18 protein-coding genes are annotated in these 18883 nt (G+C 45.5%); 10 read left to right on the top strand and 8 right to left on the bottom strand.

What is annotated here, in order from left to right:
• Nucleotides 1–44: 44 nt before the first annotated feature.
• Nucleotides 45–890, top strand: a complete 846-nt coding sequence (locus DPF93_RS12405) for a class II glutamine amidotransferase (protein ID WP_114766472.1) — start codon at nucleotides 45–47, stop codon at nucleotides 888–890.
• Between the two features lie 392 nt (nucleotides 891–1282).
• Here DPF93_RS12405 and DPF93_RS12400 read toward each other — a convergent pair whose 3' ends face one another.
• A complete protein-coding gene (locus tag DPF93_RS12400) occupies nucleotides 1283–2998 on the bottom strand; it encodes a proline--tRNA ligase (protein WP_114766471.1) in 1716 nt (571 codons plus the stop codon).
• 111 nt (nucleotides 2999–3109) lie between these two features.
• The gene (gene tsaA, locus DPF93_RS12395) at nucleotides 3110–3805 is read right to left on the bottom strand and encodes a tRNA (N6-threonylcarbamoyladenosine(37)-N6)-methyltransferase TrmO (protein WP_114766470.1); all 696 of its coding nucleotides are present in this window, start codon (nucleotides 3803–3805) and stop codon (nucleotides 3110–3112) included.
• Nucleotides 3806–3965: 160 nt separating this feature from the next.
• Between tsaA and DPF93_RS12390 the strand changes: the two genes are divergently transcribed.
• From DPF93_RS12390 to DPF93_RS12380, 3 genes are all read left to right on the top strand, one after another.
• Entirely contained in the window at nucleotides 3966–4223 is a 258-nt protein-coding gene (locus tag DPF93_RS12390; protein WP_114766545.1) for a type B 50S ribosomal protein L31, read from the top strand.
• Nucleotides 4220–4345 (top strand): type B 50S ribosomal protein L36, encoded by a 126-nt coding sequence (gene ykgO, locus DPF93_RS12385; RefSeq protein ID WP_005380299.1) that lies wholly within the window; start codon nucleotides 4220–4222, stop codon nucleotides 4343–4345. The genes DPF93_RS12390 and ykgO overlap by 4 nt, the downstream gene beginning before the upstream one ends.
• Before the next feature lie 210 nt (nucleotides 4346–4555).
• A complete protein-coding gene (locus DPF93_RS12380) occupies nucleotides 4556–6142 on the top strand; it encodes an AbgT family transporter (protein ID WP_114766469.1) in 1587 nt (528 codons plus the stop codon).
• Nucleotides 6143–6246: 104 nt separating this feature from the next.
• Here DPF93_RS12380 and DPF93_RS12375 read toward each other — a convergent pair whose 3' ends face one another.
• The 4 genes from DPF93_RS12375 to metN form a co-directional block, all read right to left on the bottom strand.
• On the bottom strand, nucleotides 6247–7431 hold the full coding sequence (locus tag DPF93_RS12375) for an acyltransferase family protein (RefSeq protein WP_114766468.1): 1185 nt from the start codon (nucleotides 7429–7431) through the stop codon (nucleotides 6247–6249).
• Between the two features lie 229 nt (nucleotides 7432–7660).
• Nucleotides 7661–8470 (bottom strand): MetQ/NlpA family lipoprotein, encoded by an 810-nt coding sequence (locus DPF93_RS12370; RefSeq protein WP_114766467.1) that lies wholly within the window; start codon nucleotides 8468–8470, stop codon nucleotides 7661–7663.
• A 23-nt stretch (nucleotides 8471–8493) separates the two neighbouring features.
• Nucleotides 8494–9171, bottom strand: coding sequence for a methionine ABC transporter permease (locus DPF93_RS12365; RefSeq protein ID WP_114766466.1), 678 nt, complete (start codon nucleotides 9169–9171; stop codon nucleotides 8494–8496).
• Complete coding sequence (gene metN, locus DPF93_RS12360; RefSeq protein ID WP_114766465.1) at nucleotides 9161–10195, bottom strand: methionine ABC transporter ATP-binding protein MetN; 1035 nt, start codon at nucleotides 10193–10195, stop codon at nucleotides 9161–9163. The genes DPF93_RS12365 and metN overlap by 11 nt, the downstream gene beginning before the upstream one ends.
• Nucleotides 10196–10420: 225 nt before the next feature.
• Here metN and gmhB point away from each other — a divergent pair, with 225 nt between their 5' ends.
• From gmhB to treC, 5 genes are all read left to right on the top strand, one after another.
• The gene (gene gmhB, locus DPF93_RS12355; RefSeq protein ID WP_114766464.1) at nucleotides 10421–10972 is read left to right on the top strand and encodes a D-glycero-beta-D-manno-heptose 1,7-bisphosphate 7-phosphatase; all 552 of its coding nucleotides are present in this window, start codon (nucleotides 10421–10423) and stop codon (nucleotides 10970–10972) included.
• 76 nt (nucleotides 10973–11048) lie between these two features.
• Nucleotides 11049–11390 (top strand): MliC family protein, encoded by a 342-nt coding sequence (locus DPF93_RS12350; RefSeq protein WP_114766463.1) that lies wholly within the window; start codon nucleotides 11049–11051, stop codon nucleotides 11388–11390.
• Nucleotides 11391–11468: 78 nt separating this feature from the next.
• Nucleotides 11469–12416: a trehalose operon repressor TreR gene (gene treR / locus DPF93_RS12345; protein WP_114766462.1), complete on the top strand. Its 948-nt coding sequence runs from the start codon at nucleotides 11469–11471 to the stop codon at nucleotides 12414–12416.
• Between the two features lie 171 nt (nucleotides 12417–12587).
• Complete coding sequence (gene treB / locus DPF93_RS12340; RefSeq protein WP_114766461.1) at nucleotides 12588–14012, top strand: PTS trehalose transporter subunit IIBC; 1425 nt, start codon at nucleotides 12588–12590, stop codon at nucleotides 14010–14012.
• 77 nt (nucleotides 14013–14089) lie between these two features.
• A complete protein-coding gene (gene treC, locus DPF93_RS12335; RefSeq protein ID WP_114766460.1) occupies nucleotides 14090–15775 on the top strand; it encodes an alpha,alpha-phosphotrehalase in 1686 nt (561 codons plus the stop codon).
• A gap of 68 nt (nucleotides 15776–15843) precedes the next feature.
• On the opposite strand, the gene DPF93_RS12330 is transcribed toward treC, so the two are convergent.
• A complete protein-coding gene (locus DPF93_RS12330; RefSeq protein WP_114766459.1) occupies nucleotides 15844–16443 on the bottom strand; it encodes a YitT family protein in 600 nt (199 codons plus the stop codon).
• Nucleotides 16444–16776: 333 nt separating this feature from the next.
• On the opposite strand from DPF93_RS12330, the gene glyA reads away from it, so the two are divergent.
• Entirely contained in the window at nucleotides 16777–18027 is a 1251-nt protein-coding gene (glyA, locus tag DPF93_RS12325; protein WP_114766458.1) for a serine hydroxymethyltransferase, read from the top strand.
• Nucleotides 18028–18438: 411 nt separating this feature from the next.
• Here the strand turns inward: glyA and DPF93_RS12315 are convergent, their stop codons facing one another.
• Nucleotides 18439–18765, bottom strand: a complete 327-nt coding sequence (locus tag DPF93_RS12315; RefSeq protein ID WP_114766456.1) for a hypothetical protein — start codon at nucleotides 18763–18765, stop codon at nucleotides 18439–18441.
• Nucleotides 18766–18883 lie beyond the last annotated feature (118 nt).

Here is an 18883-nt window from a genome sequence, read left to right as displayed (position 1 = left end):
TAGATATGCCGCTGCCAGCTGATGTAGAGGGAGTAAATTAAACCATGTGTGAATTGCTCGGAATGAGCGCTAATGTGCCGACAGATATCTGCTTTAGTTTTACGGGGCTGATGCAACGTGGTGGTAACACCGGACCACATCGTGACGGTTGGGGAATTACCTTTTATGAAGGTAAAGGTTTTCGCAACTTTAAAGACCCTAACCCTAGTTGCCAATCCAAGATTGCCGAGTTGGTACAAAACTACCCGATTAAAAGCCTCGCGGTAATAAGCCACATTCGCCAAGCCAATCGTGGTGCAGTGAATCTCGAAAATACCCATCCGTTTACTCGTGAGTTGTGGGGACGTTACTGGACGTTCGCGCATAATGGTCAGCTAACTGACTATCAAGACCTCATCACAGGACGCTTTCGCCCTGTGGGGCAAACCGACAGTGAACTCTCGTTTTGTTGGCTGCTTAAACAATTGGAAGAGCGCTATCCAGAGCCGCCGCAAGATATGGTGGGAGTATTTCGTTTTATTGCTGAATGCTGCGATAAGTTACGTGAGAAAGGTGTGTTTAACATGCTGCTTTCTGACGGCGAGTATGTGATGACCTATTGCACCAATCACTTGTACTGGATCACTCGACGCGCGCCATTTGGCAAAGCTTCATTGATTGATGAAGATGTGGAAATCAATTTCCAAGAAGAAACCACACCCAATGATATTGTTTCTGTGATTGCGACTCAGCCTTTAACTGACAACGAAACTTGGCATCGAATGAAGCCGGGTGAGTATGGTATTTTCCATTTCGGTGAGCTAATTGATGGCAATGAACAAGCGCTGGTGGATGTTCCATTTGCGCCGAAAAAGGTAGCTAGTCAAGCACCGACAGAGCCTTTGGCGTAGAAAGCGGGAACGGGCTTTGCCCTACAGAACGCTTTGCTTCGAGATGTGGGAACAGGCTTCGCCTTATGGAATACGGAGTAGGCATTATCTTACTTAGCGCTGCCTTAAGTTTGTCATTCCATAGAGCACGTTAGCGCGAGTAGGGAATCTTGTTTTTGTTATTTGAAAGCGAGATCCCCAACTCGATCGTCCCTCCCTCTTGGGGATGATAATGTTTAATTTTTACTCGCCATGACTAAAACCATTGATTCAGCTCGTTCTCCAAAAGATAAAATATCCCGCATCCCGCATCCCGCATCCCGCATCCCGCATCCCGCATCCCGCATCCGTTTTCCGCACGCAACAAAAAAGGCCGATGTTTCCATCGACCTTTTGCATGTTTTAACACTTCATTACGCGAATTGTGCTTTTAGGTGCTCAACGATATCTGCCATCGCTACTGCAGTTTTCTCGCCGCTGCGACGGTTCTTGTATTCGAAGTTGCCTTCGTCCATGCTGCGGTCGCCAATCACGATAGTGTGAGGGATACCGATCAGTTCCATATCAGAGAACATTACGCCTGGGCGTTCTTTACGGTCATCGAATAGTACTTCGATACCCATTGCAGTTAGTTCAGCGTATAGCTTCTCTGCTGCTTCTTGAACGCGCTCAGATTTGTGCATGTTCATTGGTACGATTGCTACTTGGAAAGGCGCTAGAGCGTCTGGCCAAATGATGCCGTATTTGTCGTTGTTTTGCTCGATGGCAGAAGCAACAACGCGTGATACACCGATACCGTAACAACCCATTTCTAGGATAACGTTCTTACCATTTGAATCTAGAACACCACAGTTCATCGCTTCAGAGTAAACATTACCTAGTTGGAAGATGTGACCCACTTCGATACCGCGCTTAAGCATCAGTGTACCTTGACCACATGGGCTTGGATCGCCTTCCACTACGTTACGTAGGTCAGCAACTTGACCAAGCTCTACGTCACGACCCCAGTTGATACCGAAGTAGTGTTTGCCGTCGATGTTTGCGCCCGCGCCGAAATCGCTCATTACTGCTACAGAGCGGTCAACGATAAATGGCAGCTCAAGACCAACAGGACCTAGTGAACCTGCGCCTGCGCCAATTAGCTCACGCATCTCTTCTTCAGTTGCCATCTCTAGAGGAGCTGCAACTTCAGCTAGGTTCTCAGCTTTGATTTCGTTTAGTTCGTGGTCGCCACGGATGATCAGTGCAACGATTGGTGCATCGATTTCATCAGAAGCTTTAACGAATAGCGTCTTAACAGTTTTCTCGATTGGTAGATCGAACTGCTCAACAAGTTCGGCAATAGTTTTCGCGTTTGGCGTATCAACTAGAGTCATCTCTTGAGTTGGTTCTGCGCGCTCAACTGTAGGTGCAACCGCTTCTGCTTTCTCGATGTTTGCCGCGTAATCAGATTCAGTAGAGAAGGCGATTAGGTCTTCACCACTTTCTGCTAGTACGTGGAACTCTTGAGAGCCGTTACCACCGATAGCGCCTGAGTCTGCTAGTACTGGACGGTATTCAAGACCCATACGGTCGAATGCTTTACAGTAAGCATCGTGCATCGCTTGGTAAGATTTCTCTAGACCCGCTTTGTCGATGTCGAAGCTGTACGCATCCATCATGCAGAATTCGCGTGCACGCATTACGCCAAAACGAGGGCGGCGCTCATCACGGAATTTAGTTTGGATTTGGTACAGGTTCATCGGTAGCTGTTTGTAAGAGCTAACCTCGTTGCGCACAAGTGCAGTGATCACTTCTTCTGCAGTTGGGCTTAGTACAAACGGACGAACGTGGCGGTCAGTAAAGCGAAGTAGTTCAGGACCCATCTTTTCGCTGCGGCCTGTCTCTTCCCATAGTTCAAACGGCTGAACAACGGGCATCAAAGTTTCGATTGCACCTGCATTGTCGATCTCTTGACGAACGATGTTTTCGACTTTACGCAATACACGTAGACCAGTAGGTAGCCAGGTGTAAAGACCTGAAGCCAGCTTACGGATCATACCTGCACGTAGCATGAGCTGGTGGCTCACTACTTCTGCGTCGTTTGGAGTCTCCTTCAGAGTAGAAAGAAGATAATTACTGGTACGCATTAAATTTATCCGTTTATTAAAGTGAAATACTCTGGCCAGCATAGGGCTGGAGTATGAAGGTCCCCAGAGGGGAAATTGTTAGCCGCTTATAATATCAGCCAAATCGCTTTGTCAAAAGTGTTCAATCGCAGTAACAGACACTAAGTTATCGTTTACAGTGAATTTAACGTTCAAATTGAATAAATTAACCGCATATTCTTTGTTGTCTGGCTTATTTTTCTTATACGCAGGACGTGGATCTTGGGCGAGAACTTGCTCAATTACTTGACGAATTTGCTGGCTATTGGCTTGTTTAGCTAAGCTTTCAACTGCTGTAGGCAGAAAACAGACCGGTGTTTTTTCTGGTTCTTCTTCGGCATAGCCGCCATTAGCATTGACGATGGAATCGGTATAAGGAATATAAGGTTTGATATCCACAATTGGGGTGCCATCAACCAAATCCACGCTGCCCAGTTCAAGGTAGAACTGATCGCCTTGTTGGCTTACGCCTTTAAGCTCCACCGCCGACATACCGATACCGTTGGGGCGAAAGGTTGAACGGGTTGCCAGCACACCGACCCGTTCATTGCCTCCCAAGCGAGGGGGACGTACGGTAGGCTTCCACCCAGCGGCTAGGTTCTGATCAAACAGGAACAGTAACCATACATGGCTAAATTGTTCGATACCGCGCACGGCTTCTGCGCAGTTAACCTCACCTTGTAGCTTAACTCGAGCAGTGGCTGCGGGCACTAAGCGCGGTTGTCTTGGCACGGCAAACTTTTCTTTATACGGGCTTTGAATAACGCCAATTGGTTCAATGTGGTACACAGCATCATCTCTTACTTAATTCTTGCCACAAGATAGCACAATCACACTAGTCTCACCGCTTTGCCATATTGCTTTTGTATAGAACGAAATAAATTGCTTGATTTGGAATTGATAATTGTTATCATTTGTTATGTTATAACATTTCATTTGAGGAAAAATGATGCAAGAAGGAATTCACCCTGAATACCGCAAAGTGGTGTTCCATGATACCAGCGTGGATAAGTATTTTATTATTGGTTCGACGCTAAAAACTGAGCGAACAATTGAGTGGCAAGACGGTAAGACTTATCCATATTTCACTTTAGATGTGTCGTCTGAATCGCATCCGTTCTACACCGGTAAGCAACGCGTGATGCAAAAACAAGGTCGAGTATCGAACTTTAACCGTCGCTACAGCCGCTTTAAGGAGTCAAAATGAAAGTCGTAAAGTCACTCAAAAGTGCAAAGAGTCGTCATCCAGATTGCCAAATTGTTAAGCGTCGCGGGCGGTTATACGTGATTTGCAAAACCAATCCACGCTTTAAAGCGGTACAAAAATAGAATACAAAGCGGTAGTTATATTTACTGTTTAAATGCTTTTTGATTCCTATTATTGACTGCTACTTAGGTAATTGATTGGTTATAAATTCTGCAATATTAAATTATTGTTACATTTTTCATTTGTTTTACATTCCCTCCTTAAAGTAGGCTGTCTCGGCTTTGTGACAATTTGTTCACATTTGCGCAGGAATAACTACAAGGAGGGAACAGATGAGTTCATCTGATTCAATAAGACAACACTCACCGAAGAAAACTCTGTTTACACGCTTTTTAGATACGGTTGAGTATTTGGGGAATCTATTACCTCACCCAATCACTTTATTTGCTATTTTCTGTGTCGCGATTCTCGTGACATCCGGAATTGCCGGTTATTTTGAAGTCTCTGTGGTTGACCCAAGACCTGAAGGGGCTAAAGGTCGTGCTGCTGATGGCATGATCCATGTTGTAAGCTTGCTCAATGCGGACGGTCTGCAACTGATCGTCACTAACCTAGTGAAAAACTTTGTTGGCTTTGCACCATTAGGCACTGTGCTGGTGGCGATGTTAGGTGTGGCAATTGCCGAGCATTCAGGGCTACTTTCTGCTGCGATGCGTGGTCTTGTCATGGGCGCATCCAAGCGCATGGTAACTGTCACTGTGGTGTTTGCTGGTATTATTTCCAACACCGCTTCTGAGCTAGGCTATGTTGTTCTTATCCCTCTTGCCGCGATGCTATTCCACTCACTAGGGCGCCACCCACTTGCAGGTCTAGCTGCTGCCTTTGCCGGTGTATCCGGCGGTTACTCTGCCAACCTACTGATTGGTACCGTTGACCCGTTGTTGTCTGGTATTACCGAGACAGCGGCGCAGATGATTGACCCAACCTATACCGTTGGACCAGAAGTTAACTGGTACTTCATGTTTGTTTCTACCTTCTTTATCGCGATTACTGGTGCTTTCGTTACTGAGAAGATTGTTGAGCCTAAGTTAGGTAAATATAACGATGAAGAAGCGGCGGAAGATCTGTCACAAGATTCAATGGGTAAGCTAACCGACATTGAGAAAAAAGGTCTTAAGCTTGCGGGTTTAGCGGTATTGCTGGTATCGGCATTACTAGCGTGGACGATCGTTCCAGCTGACGGCGTATTACGTTCTGATGCAGGTAAGGTGGCGGGCTCACCATTTTTGAAGAGTATTGTTGCCTTTATCTTTGTTTTCTTCGCCATTCCTGGTTTTGTCTACGGCAAAGTGGTGGGCACGATGAAAACTGACCGAGACGTGATTGATGCAATGGCAAAATCGATGTCTTCAATGGGTATGTATATTGTACTGGTATTCTTTGCCGCGCAATTTGTTGCTTTCTTCAAGTGGACCAACTTTGGTCAGGTGTTTGCGGTTGCCGGCGCTGGTTTCTTGCAAGAGATTGGCTTGACTGGACCAATGCTGTTCTTCGCCTTCATCTTGATGTGTGCCTTTATCAACTTAATGATTGGCTCAGCGTCAGCGCAGTGGGCGGTAACCGCACCGATTTTTGTGCCGATGTTAATGTTGGTTGGCTATGCGCCAGAGACGATTCAAGCGGCTTACCGTATTGGTGATTCAACCACTAACATTATTACGCCAATGATGAGTTACTTTGGTCTGATTTTGGCGGTAGCAACACGTTACGTGAAGAATCTTGGTATTGGTACGCTGATCGCGACTATGCTGCCTTACTCAATCTGCTTTATGGTTGGTTGGAGCTTACTATTCTACATCTGGGTATTCGTATTGGGTCTTCCAGTTGGTCCTGGTGCAGCGACTTACTACACGCCATAGTCACGTAGTGACCACTTGATTGAATGATTAACCCAAAGCCGGAGTATTTGCTCCGGCTTTGTCGATTTTTTGCTTGATGAACTTTCTTGATAGCCTTCGGCTAGTTATGTGCGTTTAGTTTCAGCTTGCATTTGTGCTGCGGGCTGCCTTCTTAGCCACTTCATTATCGGTTTTTCAAAGCCATAATAGCTAAGTGCTGATAGAGCAATCAGTAATCCGAGAAAGCCACTAATTGCTAAGAGGTGCGCCAGCCAACTGGTTTGTTGATACCACTTATCCACCGCGAGCGGATTGATAAGGTTTAGAATTTCTACTCCCGCAAGCAGCAAGACGCAGTGCCACAAATACATCGAGTAGGAGAGCTCTCCGAGCCAATTAGTGAGGCGATTGTCTAACAAGCGGTTGGCGATATGCTGAGGGTGTTTTTGCGTTGCTGATGATGCCACTAACACCGCAAACAGTGGGTAACACGCCAGCAGTGACCAGACATTTTGGCTAAAATGCATCACCAAAAGGCAGGCTATAAAAGTCAATAAAGGTAGCCAAGGGTTGGCTAGCGCTGAGCGTGCGCTAAGAGAAACATAACAACATAAACTTGCTCCGGTGGTAAAACCTATCCATCCACGTAATAGCGCCCCAACGCCGGTGGTGAGATCAAGCGTGCCATACAGTGAGACTAAGCTGATAAGTATGCCTGCATTAACAAGTAGCAGTAGTGGCAACTTGCTGCGCAGGCGGAGCAAGAAAGGCACGGAAAATGGGAAGGCAAGGTAGCAAAGCCATTCAATAGAGAGTGACCAGCCCGCAATGTTCCAACTTAATCCGTAGCTTGATAGTCCTTGCAGCATAAGTAAGTTGGATAGCAGCGTTTGTGAGGTATTAAATGGTCCTGCAAAAGCCGGTATGCCAGCTAATCCCCATGAATTAAGTAACGCCCCGCCAAAAAAGCCAATGCCATGCTGCTGTTTGTAGCTTTCCCAAGCGATAAGACACAATAGAGTGATGAGAAACAGCGGATAAATCCGGGTAAACCTTAGCCAGATAAATCGTTTCCAGCTTTGTCGTGTGATGCCAGACGAGAAGGTTTGCTGATAGCAATGCAGCATCACATATCCACTGAGGATAAAGAATAGGTCGACCCACAGATAGGCATTTTCTAAAAACGCGCTGTAGATCTTAATCTCTGGGTTTATTTGCGGAAATAGGATCAGCCGAGCGTGAAACAGCACAACAAATAACGCGGCAAGCCCACGCAGCGGAGTTAAGACCGGCAAAAATTTATTACTCATAATAGCCTCTATATCGTCAAATCAGACTTTTAGCTCTGGCAGAGTAACCGAGTTGTGAGCAGGTGAAAGCGCGGTAAAGTCAGGATGTAATCACTGGGGCAGAAGCGATTGAGAACAAGATTAAGGTTACATTAACTTCTCGAAAGAGTTGGCGAATTGTGTGGGCTTAAATACAAAAAAAGCTGGCTCGAAAGCCAGCTTGTAAGATAATTTCTTGCTAAGTGCGTGATTACCAGCCTTTAGCAACGCCACCTTTGAAGATTTCAGACGCTGCTGAGTATACTTCTTCAGATTGGTATGCTTTTACGAAGTTAACCACGTTTTCTGCATTCACGTTGTCTTCACGAGCAACGATAAGGTTTACGTATGGAGATTCTTTGTCTTCCACAAAAATACCGTCGCGTTGTGGAGTTAGATTAACTGACGCTGCGTAAGTGTTGTTGATTACTGAAAGCACTACGTCATCTAGTGAGCGTGGCAGTTGTGCTGCATCTAGCTCAACGATGGTTAGGTTTTTCGGGTTTTCCACGATGTCACGTACTGTTGCTAGTAGACCAACGCCATCACGTAGTTTGATCAAACCTTGTTGCTCAAGAAGTAGTAGTGAGCGACCTAGGTTAGTTGGATCGTTTGGTACTGCAATACGCGCACCATCTTGGATCTCTTCAACCGCTTTGATTTCTTTCGAGTAGCCTGCGATTGGATACACAAAGGTGTTACCCGCGATAACCAGTTTGTAGCCACGGTCAGCGATTTGCTGATCTAGGTATGGCTTGTGTTGGAATGCGTTAATATCGATAGAGCCATCATCCAGTGCTGCGTTTGGCGTTACATAGTCAGAGAAAGTAATTAGCTCTACTTCAAGACCAAACTTTTCTTTTGCAACTTTAGCTGCAACTTCAGCAACTTGCTCTTCAGCACCTGCCATTACACCCACTTTAATTTTGCTGTTGTCGACTTCCTTCTCGCCACAACCCGTTAGCACAAGTGCGGATGCTGCTGCCACGATAGCAACTAAAGATTTAAAACCAAATTTCATAACACATCTCCTTATATGAATTCTTATCTGTGGTCTACGTGGCGAACAACGGCGTCACCGATAGACTGAATAATTTGTACCAATACAATCAACATCACGACAGTCACAGCCATTATCACCACATCATAACGGTGGAAACCATAACGAATGGCAACATCACCAAGACCACCGCCGCCAACAGTACCTGCCATTGCAGAGTAGCTAACTAGTGTGACTAGTGTGATAGTGACTGAGTTAACAATCGTTGGTAGTGCTTCAGGAAGCAGTACCTTATTAATAATTTGCAGCGGTGTCGCGCCCATAGCTTGCGCAGCTTCTACCAAGCCGGTTGGAACTTCCAGTAGCGCGCCTTCAATCAGACGAGCCACAAAAGGGATGGCGCCAATGGTCAGTGGAACAATCGCCGCGGTCGTGCCGATAAAGGTACCGACTAAAAACTTGGTTACTGGGATAATTGCCACCATCAACACTAAGAAAGGTACTGAGCGACCAATGTTAACAATCGCACCTAATGCGCTGTTTAGACGAGGGTTCTCAAGTAAACCACCTTTTTTGCTGGTGTGTAGAATTACTCCAAGAGGAATACCAATCGCAAAGCCAACGATGCCAGCTACTGCCACCATATAGATGGTTTCCCATGTTGCACCAAGCAACAAATCTGCATTTAAGCTTAGCCAATCAGAAATGGTATTAAAGGACATAGCCAAGCACCTCTACTTTCACGTTGTTTTCACGCAAGAATTCAATTGCCCTGTTGTCATCTTCTTCGTTGCCAAACAGCTCTGCGACCATCATGCCGAATTTCACGCCGCCAGCGTAATCAAGATCTGAGCTAAGAATACTGATGTCGATATTGTATTTGCGCGCAATTTGGCTCATCAATGGTGCGTCAACCGTTGCGCCGGTAAATTCAAGACGTACCAACGGGTAGCTATCTGCAACGCGGGTTGGTTGTAGGCGCGCTTGGTAATCTTCAGGAATCGACAAGTCTAAAGTTGAACGAATAAATTGATGCGCCAGTTCAGTTTTCGGATGGGCAAAAATTTCGCCAACCGTGCCTTTTTCCACTAACTCACCACCACCAATAATCGCCACTTCGTGACAGATGCTCTTAACCACATCCATTTCGTGAGTGATAAGCAGGATGGTAATTTTTAGTTGGCGGTTGATTTCACGTAGCAATTCTAAGATCGATTGCGTGGTTGCTGGATCGAGTGCGCTGGTGGCTTCATCACACAGCAATACTTTAGGATCGCATGCTAGTGCACGAGCGATAGCAACACGCTGTTTTTGACCGCCACTTAAATTTGATGGGTAGCTTTCATGTTTATCCGCTAGACCAACCAATTTAAGCAGTTCAGTCACTTTGCTAGTAATGTGTGACTTTTCTTTGCCCGCTAGCTCAAGTGGCAGTGCCACGTTTTCAAACACAGTACGGGATGACAGCAGATTAAAATGCTGGAAAATCATGCCAATGTTACGACGAGCTTCGCTCAGTTGAGATTTACTCAATTTGGTTAAGTCGACGCCATCGACGATGATTTCACCACTGGTTGGTGCTTCAAGCATGTTTACGCAGCGGATCAGGGTACTTTTACCAGCGCCAGACGCACCGATCACCCCAAAAATAGTCCCTTGGGAGATATGGAGGTTAATATCTTTCAAGGCATTAATTTCCTTTTTGCCTTGATAGAACACCTTATTTACCTGATTAATTTCAATCATTGAGAAACCTGCTTATGCTCGAGTGTTTGAACAGTATATTATGTTGAGCTACATCTCATTTAATAGATGATGCTATGGGTTTGTTGAATTAGTGTCAATAGATATTTTTACGTCTAGACGTCCAAACTCACCTTGGTAAGCAAACGATTAAGTAATTAGATAGTGATGAAAGAAATAAAGCGGGTATAATCCTTTAAGTTATACAAGCAAATAGAGACAGTAATTTTGGCGAAACCAGCAGTTTTTTTGGATCGTGATGGCGTAATTAACGTAGACCACGGCTATGTACATGATGAGCATGACTTCGAATTTATCGAAGGCGTTTTTGAAGCGACCAAAAAGCTACAGCAGATGGGCTATTTGCTGGTATTGGTAACTAACCAGTCGGGAATTGCGCGTGGTAAGTTCAGCGAAGATCGCTTCCTTTCTCTCACTCAGTGGATGGATTGGAACTTTGTTGATAACGGTGTTGAGCTCGATGGCATTTATTACTGTCCACACCATGCTGAACATGGGCAAGGTAAATATAAAGAAGACTGTGATTGTCGTAAGCCAAAGCCGGGTATGTTTATCTCGGCGCGTGATTTCCTAAAAATTGATATGGCTAACTCAGTGATGGTTGGCGATAAAGCAGAAGATATGATGGCGGCTGAAGCGGCAGGTGTGGGCACAAAAATTTTGGTGCGTACCGGCAAGCCAGTTACTGAGCAAGGTGAGTCATTAGCGAGCGCTGTTTTGGACAGTATCCGCGATGTTCCAAGGTACTTAGATAAATGATTAACCTAACTATCTAAAAAAATAGACTATTATTTAAAGGCTGCCGTTGCAGCCTTTATTTTTATCGGAGGTGACTATGTTCAGAGCCAGCATTTGTATCACTAGTGCTGTTCTTCTTGCGGGTTGTGCGACCAGTAACGACTCAACGACTAACAACAATGATCAGTACGGCTATCAGTATCAATGCAGTGAAGATAAACAGTTTGCCGCAGACTATCTGATTGAAGAGCAGGGCGCATTGGTTCAAGTCGATGGCGTTGATTATGCGCTAGTGCAGGTTCCATCGGGTTCGGGGACGCGTTACATGTTGCCGGAAAACGCGCAAACTGAGATCAAGCCTGTGAACTTGTACACGAAAGGCAAATATGCTCGCTTAGAGTTAGGTCGAGAGATTTACAAAAACTGTGAAAGCCAATAATGTTATGGGCTGAGGTGATTGGGTTTAAGCTCCATAGCCTTAGCCACTGACTTTCTAACCACAATAAAACCCTCAACTATGAACAAAAAGCTGACCATTTTGGATATTGCCCGCCTTGCTGGTGTTGGTAAGTCGACAGTTTCTCGCGTGTTAACCAATGATCCCAAAGTGAAACCAGAGACACGCATTAAAGTGGAGCAAGTGATAGCTGAATCGGGTTATGTCCCTTCTAAGTCTGCACAATCAATGCGCGGCGGTAGCCAACGTGTTGTTGGGGTGATTATTTCACGACTTGATTCGCCATCAGAGAACAAAGCGGTGGGCAGTATGCTGCAAGCGCTTTATCAAGCTGGCTACGATGTGGTGATTATGGAAAGTCAGTTTGATCCGCAAAAAACCACTGAGCATTTGGATGTACTTAAGCGCCGTAATGTAGATGGGGTGATCGTGTTTGGTTTCAGCAGTTTGGATTTGTCGCAGCTTGAACGATGGCAAGATCGTGTGGTGGTGATCGCGATGGACACTCAACAGGTTTCTTCAATCAATTACGACAATCACGGAGTGATCACTCAAGCTCTCGAGCATTTGCAGCAGCAAGCTTTAACTCAGATTGCTTACATTGGGGTGAATCCGAGTGACCGTACTACAGGTCAGTTGCGTCTTGACGCTTACCTCACATGGTGTGAGCAACAAGGTGTGGCGCCAAATTATCAAACGGGCGATCTTAATCATGAAAGTGCTTACCAACTGGTTGAGCAAGTATTACGCGAAGGCACCGAAGCGATTGTGTGCGCCAGCGATACCTTAGCGCTTGGGGTGATTAAACGTCTACAAGAGTTAGGTCGTGAGGAGGTTATCGTGACAGGCGTTGGTGGTAATGAACTGCTCTCTTTTCTTTTTCCGAAAGTTTTCAGCATTGATCCCGGCTATGCCCAAGCAGGGGTAAAAGCGGCTAACTTATTGATTTCTCATATCAATGGTGAAGAGTCGCTCTCACATATCACTCAGCAACCCGTCCTAGCTTAAGTTCCTATTTTTAAAGTGATTTAAAATTATACTGTGATCACTTTCAATTAATGGGACTGTTCCCATTTTTAGTTGTTATCGATTCTGTCAATATACTCACCAAGAGATGGGAATGTTCCCATTAAAATTAAGAACTATAAATGAATCAACTCCAATAGGGTGGACAGGGTTATGAGTAAGATAGCCAAACAAGATGTTGTGCGTCTGATCGAATTGGTCGGCGGAGCGGAGAACATTGCCAGCGTAAGCCATTGCTTAACGCGCTTGCGTTTTGTGTTAAACGACACAGCCAAAGCCGACGAGAAAGGTTTGGAAGCTCTGCCGATGGTCAAAGGCTGCTTTACCAATGCAGGTCAGTTCCAAGTGGTGATCGGCACTGAGGTTGATGAAGTCTACAAGGTGTTGATTACACTCTCTGGTAAGAGTGAAGCTTCAAAAGAAGACGCTAAGAATGCGGCGCGTCAGAACATGAATGTGCTTGAGCGCGGGATTTCCCATTTAGCTGAAATCTTTGTCCCGCTGTTGCCTGCGATTATTACTGGCGGTTTGATCTTAGGTTTCCGCAATGTGATTGGCGACATCAAGATGTTTGATGGTCAGTCACTGACTGAAATTAGTCAATTTTGGGCAACAGTACACAGCTTCTTGTGGTTAATCGGTGAAGCGATCTTCTTCTTCCTACCGGTTGGTGTGTGTTGGTCAACGGTGAAAAAGTTGGGTGGTACACCGATCTTGGGTATTACTTTAGGTGTGACTTTAGTTTCGCCGCAATTGATGAACGCTTACCTCATTGGTAAACAAGCGCCTGAAGTATGGGATTTCGGACTGTTTGTGATTGAGAAGGTCGGCTACCAAGCTCAGGTGATACCAGCAATGCTCGCTGGTGTGGCATTGGCATTTATTGAGACTAACTTAAAACGCATTGTTCCGTCCTACCTCTATTTGGTGGTGGTGCCGTTTGTCTCAATTATTGTTTCTGTCGTTTTGGCGCACTCTATTATTGGTCCGTTTGGTCGTATGTTGGGTGATGGCGTGGCATTTGCTGCTAAAGCGGCGATGACTGGCGATTTTGCTGTGATTGGCTCTGTGATTTTTGGCTTCCTTTATGCGCCACTGGTGATCACGGGTATTCATCACACTACTAACGCGGTTGACCTGCAATTGATGCAAGATTTAGGCGGTACGCCAATCTGGCCTTTGATTGCGCTTTCAAATATTGCTCAGGCTTCTGCGGTGGTCGGCATCATTATCATCAGTAAAAAACATGGTGAGCGCGATATTTCAGTACCAGCAGCCATCTCCGCTTATTTAGGTGTGACGGAACCGGCGATGTACGGCATTAACCTCAAGTATAAGTTTCCAATGCTAAGTGCCATGTTTGGCTCAGCAGCAGCAGCGGCGATTTGTGGCATGTCAGGTGTGATGGCGAATGGCATCGGAGTGGGCGGTCTGCCGGGGATTCTATCAATCCAGCCACAGTTCTGGGGCGTCTATGCGCTCGCGATGCTGGTGGCAATCGCATTGCCAATCATCTTCACTCTGTTCTTCTATAAGCGTGCTCAAGCGAAAGGTGAGCTTGAAACCGCCAACGCGTAATTTTTTGTCCCACGGCAGCTTTTGCCGTGGGTTTTCTTGAGTCGAAATCTCGCTCAAACTGGTAAGTGAAAACCGTTATGACAAATATCAATCCACAGCAAGATTGGTGGAAGAGTGCCACCATTTATCAAATCTATCCCAAAAGCTTTTGCGACTCAGGAGATAAAGGAACGGGCGATATTCGCGGCATTATTTCCAAGCTGGATTACCTAAAGCAATTGGGTATCGATGCCATTTGGTTAACGCCAGTTTATCAATCACCGATGGTCGATAATGGCTACGACATCTCAGACTACTATGCTATTAACCCGCAGTTTGGTGATATGGACGATTTTGACGCACTGCTTGAGCAGGCGCATCAACGCGGTATCCGAATTATTATGGATATTGTGGTTAACCACACATCAACCGCCCATCAATGGTTCCAATCTGCCCTAGGCGACAAGCAGAGTCCATATCGCGATTACTACATCTGGAAAGATCCCGTAAACGGCGATGTGCCAAACAACTGGCAATCGAAGTTCGGTGGCAGCGCTTGGGCGTTAGATTCACAGACCAACCAATACTATTTGCATCTTTTCGCCACCGAGCAAGCGGACCTTAATTGGGAGAACCCTCAGGTTCGCCAAGAGGTGAAGAACATCATTAGTTTTTGGGCAGAGAAGGGCGTCGATGGTTTCCGTTTGGATGTCATCAATCTGATTTCCAAGCAACAAGATTTTCCTAATGATGACGAGGGTGATGGTCGTCGCTTTTATACCGATGGTCCACGAGTCCATGAATATCTGCAAGAGATCAGCCAAGCGGTGTTTCAGAAATACGGCAGCGTAACCGTTGGTGAGATGTCTTCCACCACGCTTGAGCATTGTCAGCAATATTCATCCCTCGATGGTAAAGAGTTGTCGATGGTGTTTAACTTCCATCATTTGAAAGTGGATTATCCGCAAGGGGAAAAATGGACTAAGGCACCGTTTGATTTTATCCAGCTTAAGCAGATCTTTAACCATTGGCAGACCGGGTTAAGTAACAATGGTTGGGGCGCACTGTTTTGGTGTAACCATGATCAGCCGCGTATTGTTAGCCGCCTTGGTGATGACCAAAACTATCGTGTCGAATCGGCAAAAATGCTTGCTGCTTCACTGCATATGATGCAAGGAACTCCATATATCTATCAAGGTGAAGAGTTGGGGATGACCAACCCAGGTTATCAAGACATCAATCAGTATCGTGATGTTGAGAGCACCAATATGTACCAGATTATGGTTGAGCAGCAGGGGGTTAGCCATGATGAAATGATGGCGATTCTTGCGCAAAAATCACGTGATAACTCGCGTGCACCAATGCAGTGGGATAGTTCAGTACATGCTGGGTTTACCCAAGGTACTCCTTGGCTTGAAGTAGCGAGTAACTACTCACATATTAATGCACAAGCAGCGTTAGCAGACACTAACTCGGTGTTTTACTTTTATAAGCAGTTGATTGAACTGCGTAAGCAATATCCTGTGATCACTCAAGGTAGTTTTTGTGACTTATTACCGTTAGATGAGCGCTGTTATGTTTATGTGCGTGAAACCGACACTCAGCAACTGTTATCAATCAGTAACTACTACGCTGAGCCAACGCAGTGTCAGTTACCCGATGAGATTGAGTTAGAGAAAGCGGAGTGCTTACTCACTAACTACCCACAGCAGCCAATGCAGCAATCAGGCAATAGCATTGAACTGCGCCCTTATGAGACCCGTATTATCCTTATTGATAAGTAACCCCCATTTGCTATCTGATAGATATAAAAAAGGCTTTGGTTATTGACCAAAGCCTTCATTTTTCAATCTTAGCTGTATTTCACAATGTAGCGATGCGGTTTGTGGTTCATCCCGAGTACTAGGTTTAACGCGACAACGCCAATTACAGAGTAAAGCAACGTCATCGGCTCAACAAAGAAGTAGGAAGTTACCAAGATGCTCAAATCGATCACCATCTGTGTTTTGCCTACCGAGATACCAAATTTGTCTTGAATGTAGAGACACAGAACGTTGAAGCCACCCAGACTTGAGCGGTGACGAAATAGGATCAACATACCTAAGCCCATTAACAAACCGCCAGCAATCGCGCAGTAAATCGGATTTACCTTGTCGACACTAATGACTAAATGGAGGTGATCGGCAAATACCGAGACCAAAGCACCTGAAATCGCACTATTTAATGCAAACTTAGTCCCAAAACGTTTCCACGCTAACAGGTAAAATGGACAGTTTGCCAAAAAGTACAGAGTGCCGAATGACCAAGGGACAACTTGACTAATTAGCAGTGCCAAGCCAGTCGTGCCGCCAGTTAATAAGTGAGCGGCTTGGAGAAAGAAAATACCTTGTGCCACAACAAGTGTACCAGTCAGGATCGCGATCCAGTCTTCTTTACGAGTATGTTTTGCCATCAAAGATCATTAATCAGGTGAAAGAAAGCCGTGCATAGTAATGAAAAGATCGGCATTTCGGTAGCTTGATTGCGAAATTTAAGGTAAATCTATGTAATCGTCATTTTACAAGGTGTAAACCTGATAGTGATTGCGATCACACAATTACCCGACTAACATGACAAACCTTGAACCACAGTATGAAAAAACTGCATGAGAAAATTCAAATTTTCTCTTTATGACCTAGATCAAATTAGTTAAAATGCGCGCCAATAGGGTGACGAAAACGTTTGCGTCGGAGTCGTTTACCAGTTTTTTGCAACTTTCAGTCTAAATCTGAGTCAGGAGATACAGATGCTTAAGCGTGATATGAACATCGCAGATTACGATGCGGAATTGTTCGCAGCTATCCAAGAGGAAACTCTTCGCCAGGAAGAACACATTGAACTAATTGCTTCTGAAAACTACACCAGCCCACGTGTAATGGAAGCGCAAGGTTCTCAGCTAACAAACAAATACGCTGAAGGTTACCCAGGTAAACGCTACTACGGTGGTTGTGAGTACGTTGACAAAGCTGAATCGCTAGCGATTGATCGTGCATGTCAGCTATTTGGCTGTGAGTACGCGAACGTTCAACCTCACTCAGGTTCTCAAGCAAACAGTGCTGTTTACATGGCGCTATTGAACCCAGGCGATACAGTGCTAGGTATGAGCCTAGCGCACGGCGGTCACCTAACGCACGGTTCACCAGTAAACTTCTCAGGTAAGCACTACAACGTAATTCCTTACGGTATCGATGAAGCTGGTCAAATCAACTACGACGAAATGGAAGCGTTAGCAGTTGAGCACAAGCCAAAAATGATCATCGGTGGTTTCTCTGCTTACTCACAAATCGTAGATTGGAAACGCATGCGTGAAATTGCAGACAAAGTTGACGCTTACCTATTCGTCGACATGGCTCACGTAGCAGGTCTAATTGCGGCGGGCGTATACCCAACGCCAGTACCACACGCACACGTAGTGACAACAACGACGCACAAAACTCTAGCAGGTCCACGTGGCGGTCTAATCCTGTCAAACGCGGGTGAAGACATGTACAAGAAGCTGAACTCAGCTGTCTTCCCTGGTGGTCAAGGTGGTCCGCTAATGCACGTAATCGCAGGTAAAGCGGTCGCGTTCAAAGAAGCAATGGAACCAGAGTTTAAAGCATACCAAGCGCGCGTTGTAGAAAATGCAAAAGCAATGGTTGCTCAATTCCAAGAGCGCGGTTACAAAATCGTATCAAACGGCACTGAAAACCACCTGTTCCTAGTTGATTTAATCGACAAAGACATCACTGGTAAAGATGCAGACGCAGCACTAGGTGCAGCAAACATCACAGTAAACAAAAACTCAGTACCAAATGATCCACGTAGCCCATTCGTAACATCAGGCATCCGTGTAGGTACGCCAGCGATTACGCGCCGTGGTTTCACAGTAGAAGATTCAAAAGATCTAGCAAACTGGATGTGTGACGTGCTTGATAACCTTGAGAACCAAGATGTTATTGAAGCGACGAAAGCGAAAGTACTCGAGATCTGTAAGCGTCTACCGGTTTACGCATAATTTCTGCCTAAATCACTCTATTTCTGTGTCAAAGGTGCTCATTTACTTACGTAAACTGTGTCCTTTTCCTTGAACTAGAGACGATTTAGTTTGAAATTGAAGTTTAGAAAGAGTCCGCTAGGGCTCTTTTTTATGCGTACTCTCCTAGAACTTCTTGCCACTATTTGCCAATGCTGATTTCAAACAACGCGACTTTTCCTTGAATTAGAAGCGATTTAGTTTGAATTAGAGGCGATTTAGTTTGAAATTGAGAGTTCAGAAAGAGTCCAGTAGGGCTCTTTTTTGTTGCCTATTGTTTTAAACTGGAAGCGAAATGCTGCGAAAAATGATTTGCATGCATCCCGCATCCCGCATCCCGCATCCCGCATCCCGCATCCCGCATCCCGCATCCCGCATCCCGCATCCCGCATCTCACTTCGTGATACTCAGCAGCGTACCGGATTTACACTTAAACGAGTAGTAGCGAGTCGATTCGTTAAATTTGCCTAGCCCTTCACCATCACAATAATCGATGTTGATGTCTTGCATGGTTTCTAAGGTATTGGTTTCGGTGAGAGCAAATTTGGAGCCGTCAGAGCAGACAATTCTTACCCGCCCATCATCGCTAACAGAATAGATATCTACCTCGGTATTGCACAGTTCGAAGGAGGCTTGGCGAAAATGGTCTTGCTGGCTTGGGGAGTTGCATCCAATCAGTAAAGCGCTGGTACAAAAGGCGAGTAGGGCTATTTTTTCCATAACAGTCTCCTAGATTTTGCTTGTCGGCTCGTAAGTGATGACGTAGCGGGTTTCTATAAGACTAGAAGTGCATATCAATAGGTGCAAGACAGGTTTGCTGGTGGCAGAGAAATGGGAT

Source organism: Vibrio rhodolitus (genome assembly GCF_003350325.1).
In the GTDB taxonomy this organism is placed as follows: domain Bacteria; phylum Pseudomonadota; class Gammaproteobacteria; order Enterobacterales; family Vibrionaceae; genus Vibrio; species Vibrio rhodolitus.
This window is presented reverse-complemented; position numbering and strand designations above follow the sequence as displayed.

What these genes read in the sequence shown, in the direction of transcription:
- ykgO (WP_005380299.1), top strand. Translation starts at nt 4,220, where the DNA reads ATGAAAGTCGTAAAGTCACTCAAAAGTGCAAAGAGTCGTCATCCAGAT.
- DPF93_RS12400 (WP_114766471.1), bottom strand. Translation starts at nt 2,998, where the DNA reads ATGCGTACCAGTAATTATCTTCTTTCTACTCTGAAGGAGACTCCAAAC.
- DPF93_RS12365 (WP_114766466.1), bottom strand. Translation starts at nt 9,171, where the DNA reads ATGTCCTTTAATACCATTTCTGATTGGCTAAGCTTAAATGCAGATTTG.
- DPF93_RS12405 (WP_114766472.1), top strand. Translation starts at nt 45, where the DNA reads ATGTGTGAATTGCTCGGAATGAGCGCTAATGTGCCGACAGATATCTGC.
- treR (WP_114766462.1), top strand. Translation starts at nt 11,469, where the DNA reads ATGAACAAAAAGCTGACCATTTTGGATATTGCCCGCCTTGCTGGTGTT.
- DPF93_RS12380 (WP_114766469.1), top strand. Translation starts at nt 4,556, where the DNA reads ATGAGTTCATCTGATTCAATAAGACAACACTCACCGAAGAAAACTCTG.
- DPF93_RS12390 (WP_114766545.1), top strand. Translation starts at nt 3,966, where the DNA reads ATGCAAGAAGGAATTCACCCTGAATACCGCAAAGTGGTGTTCCATGAT.
- DPF93_RS12315 (WP_114766456.1), bottom strand. Translation starts at nt 18,765, where the DNA reads ATGGAAAAAATAGCCCTACTCGCCTTTTGTACCAGCGCTTTACTGATT.
- treB (WP_114766461.1), top strand. Translation starts at nt 12,588, where the DNA reads ATGAGTAAGATAGCCAAACAAGATGTTGTGCGTCTGATCGAATTGGTC.
- DPF93_RS12330 (WP_114766459.1), bottom strand. Translation starts at nt 16,443, where the DNA reads ATGGCAAAACATACTCGTAAAGAAGACTGGATCGCGATCCTGACTGGT.
- treC (WP_114766460.1), top strand. Translation starts at nt 14,090, where the DNA reads ATGACAAATATCAATCCACAGCAAGATTGGTGGAAGAGTGCCACCATT.
- metN (WP_114766465.1), bottom strand. Translation starts at nt 10,195, where the DNA reads ATGATTGAAATTAATCAGGTAAATAAGGTGTTCTATCAAGGCAAAAAG.
- glyA (WP_114766458.1), top strand. Translation starts at nt 16,777, where the DNA reads ATGCTTAAGCGTGATATGAACATCGCAGATTACGATGCGGAATTGTTC.
- DPF93_RS12375 (WP_114766468.1), bottom strand. Translation starts at nt 7,431, where the DNA reads ATGAGTAATAAATTTTTGCCGGTCTTAACTCCGCTGCGTGGGCTTGCC.
- DPF93_RS12370 (WP_114766467.1), bottom strand. Translation starts at nt 8,470, where the DNA reads ATGAAATTTGGTTTTAAATCTTTAGTTGCTATCGTGGCAGCAGCATCC.
- DPF93_RS12350 (WP_114766463.1), top strand. Translation starts at nt 11,049, where the DNA reads ATGTTCAGAGCCAGCATTTGTATCACTAGTGCTGTTCTTCTTGCGGGT.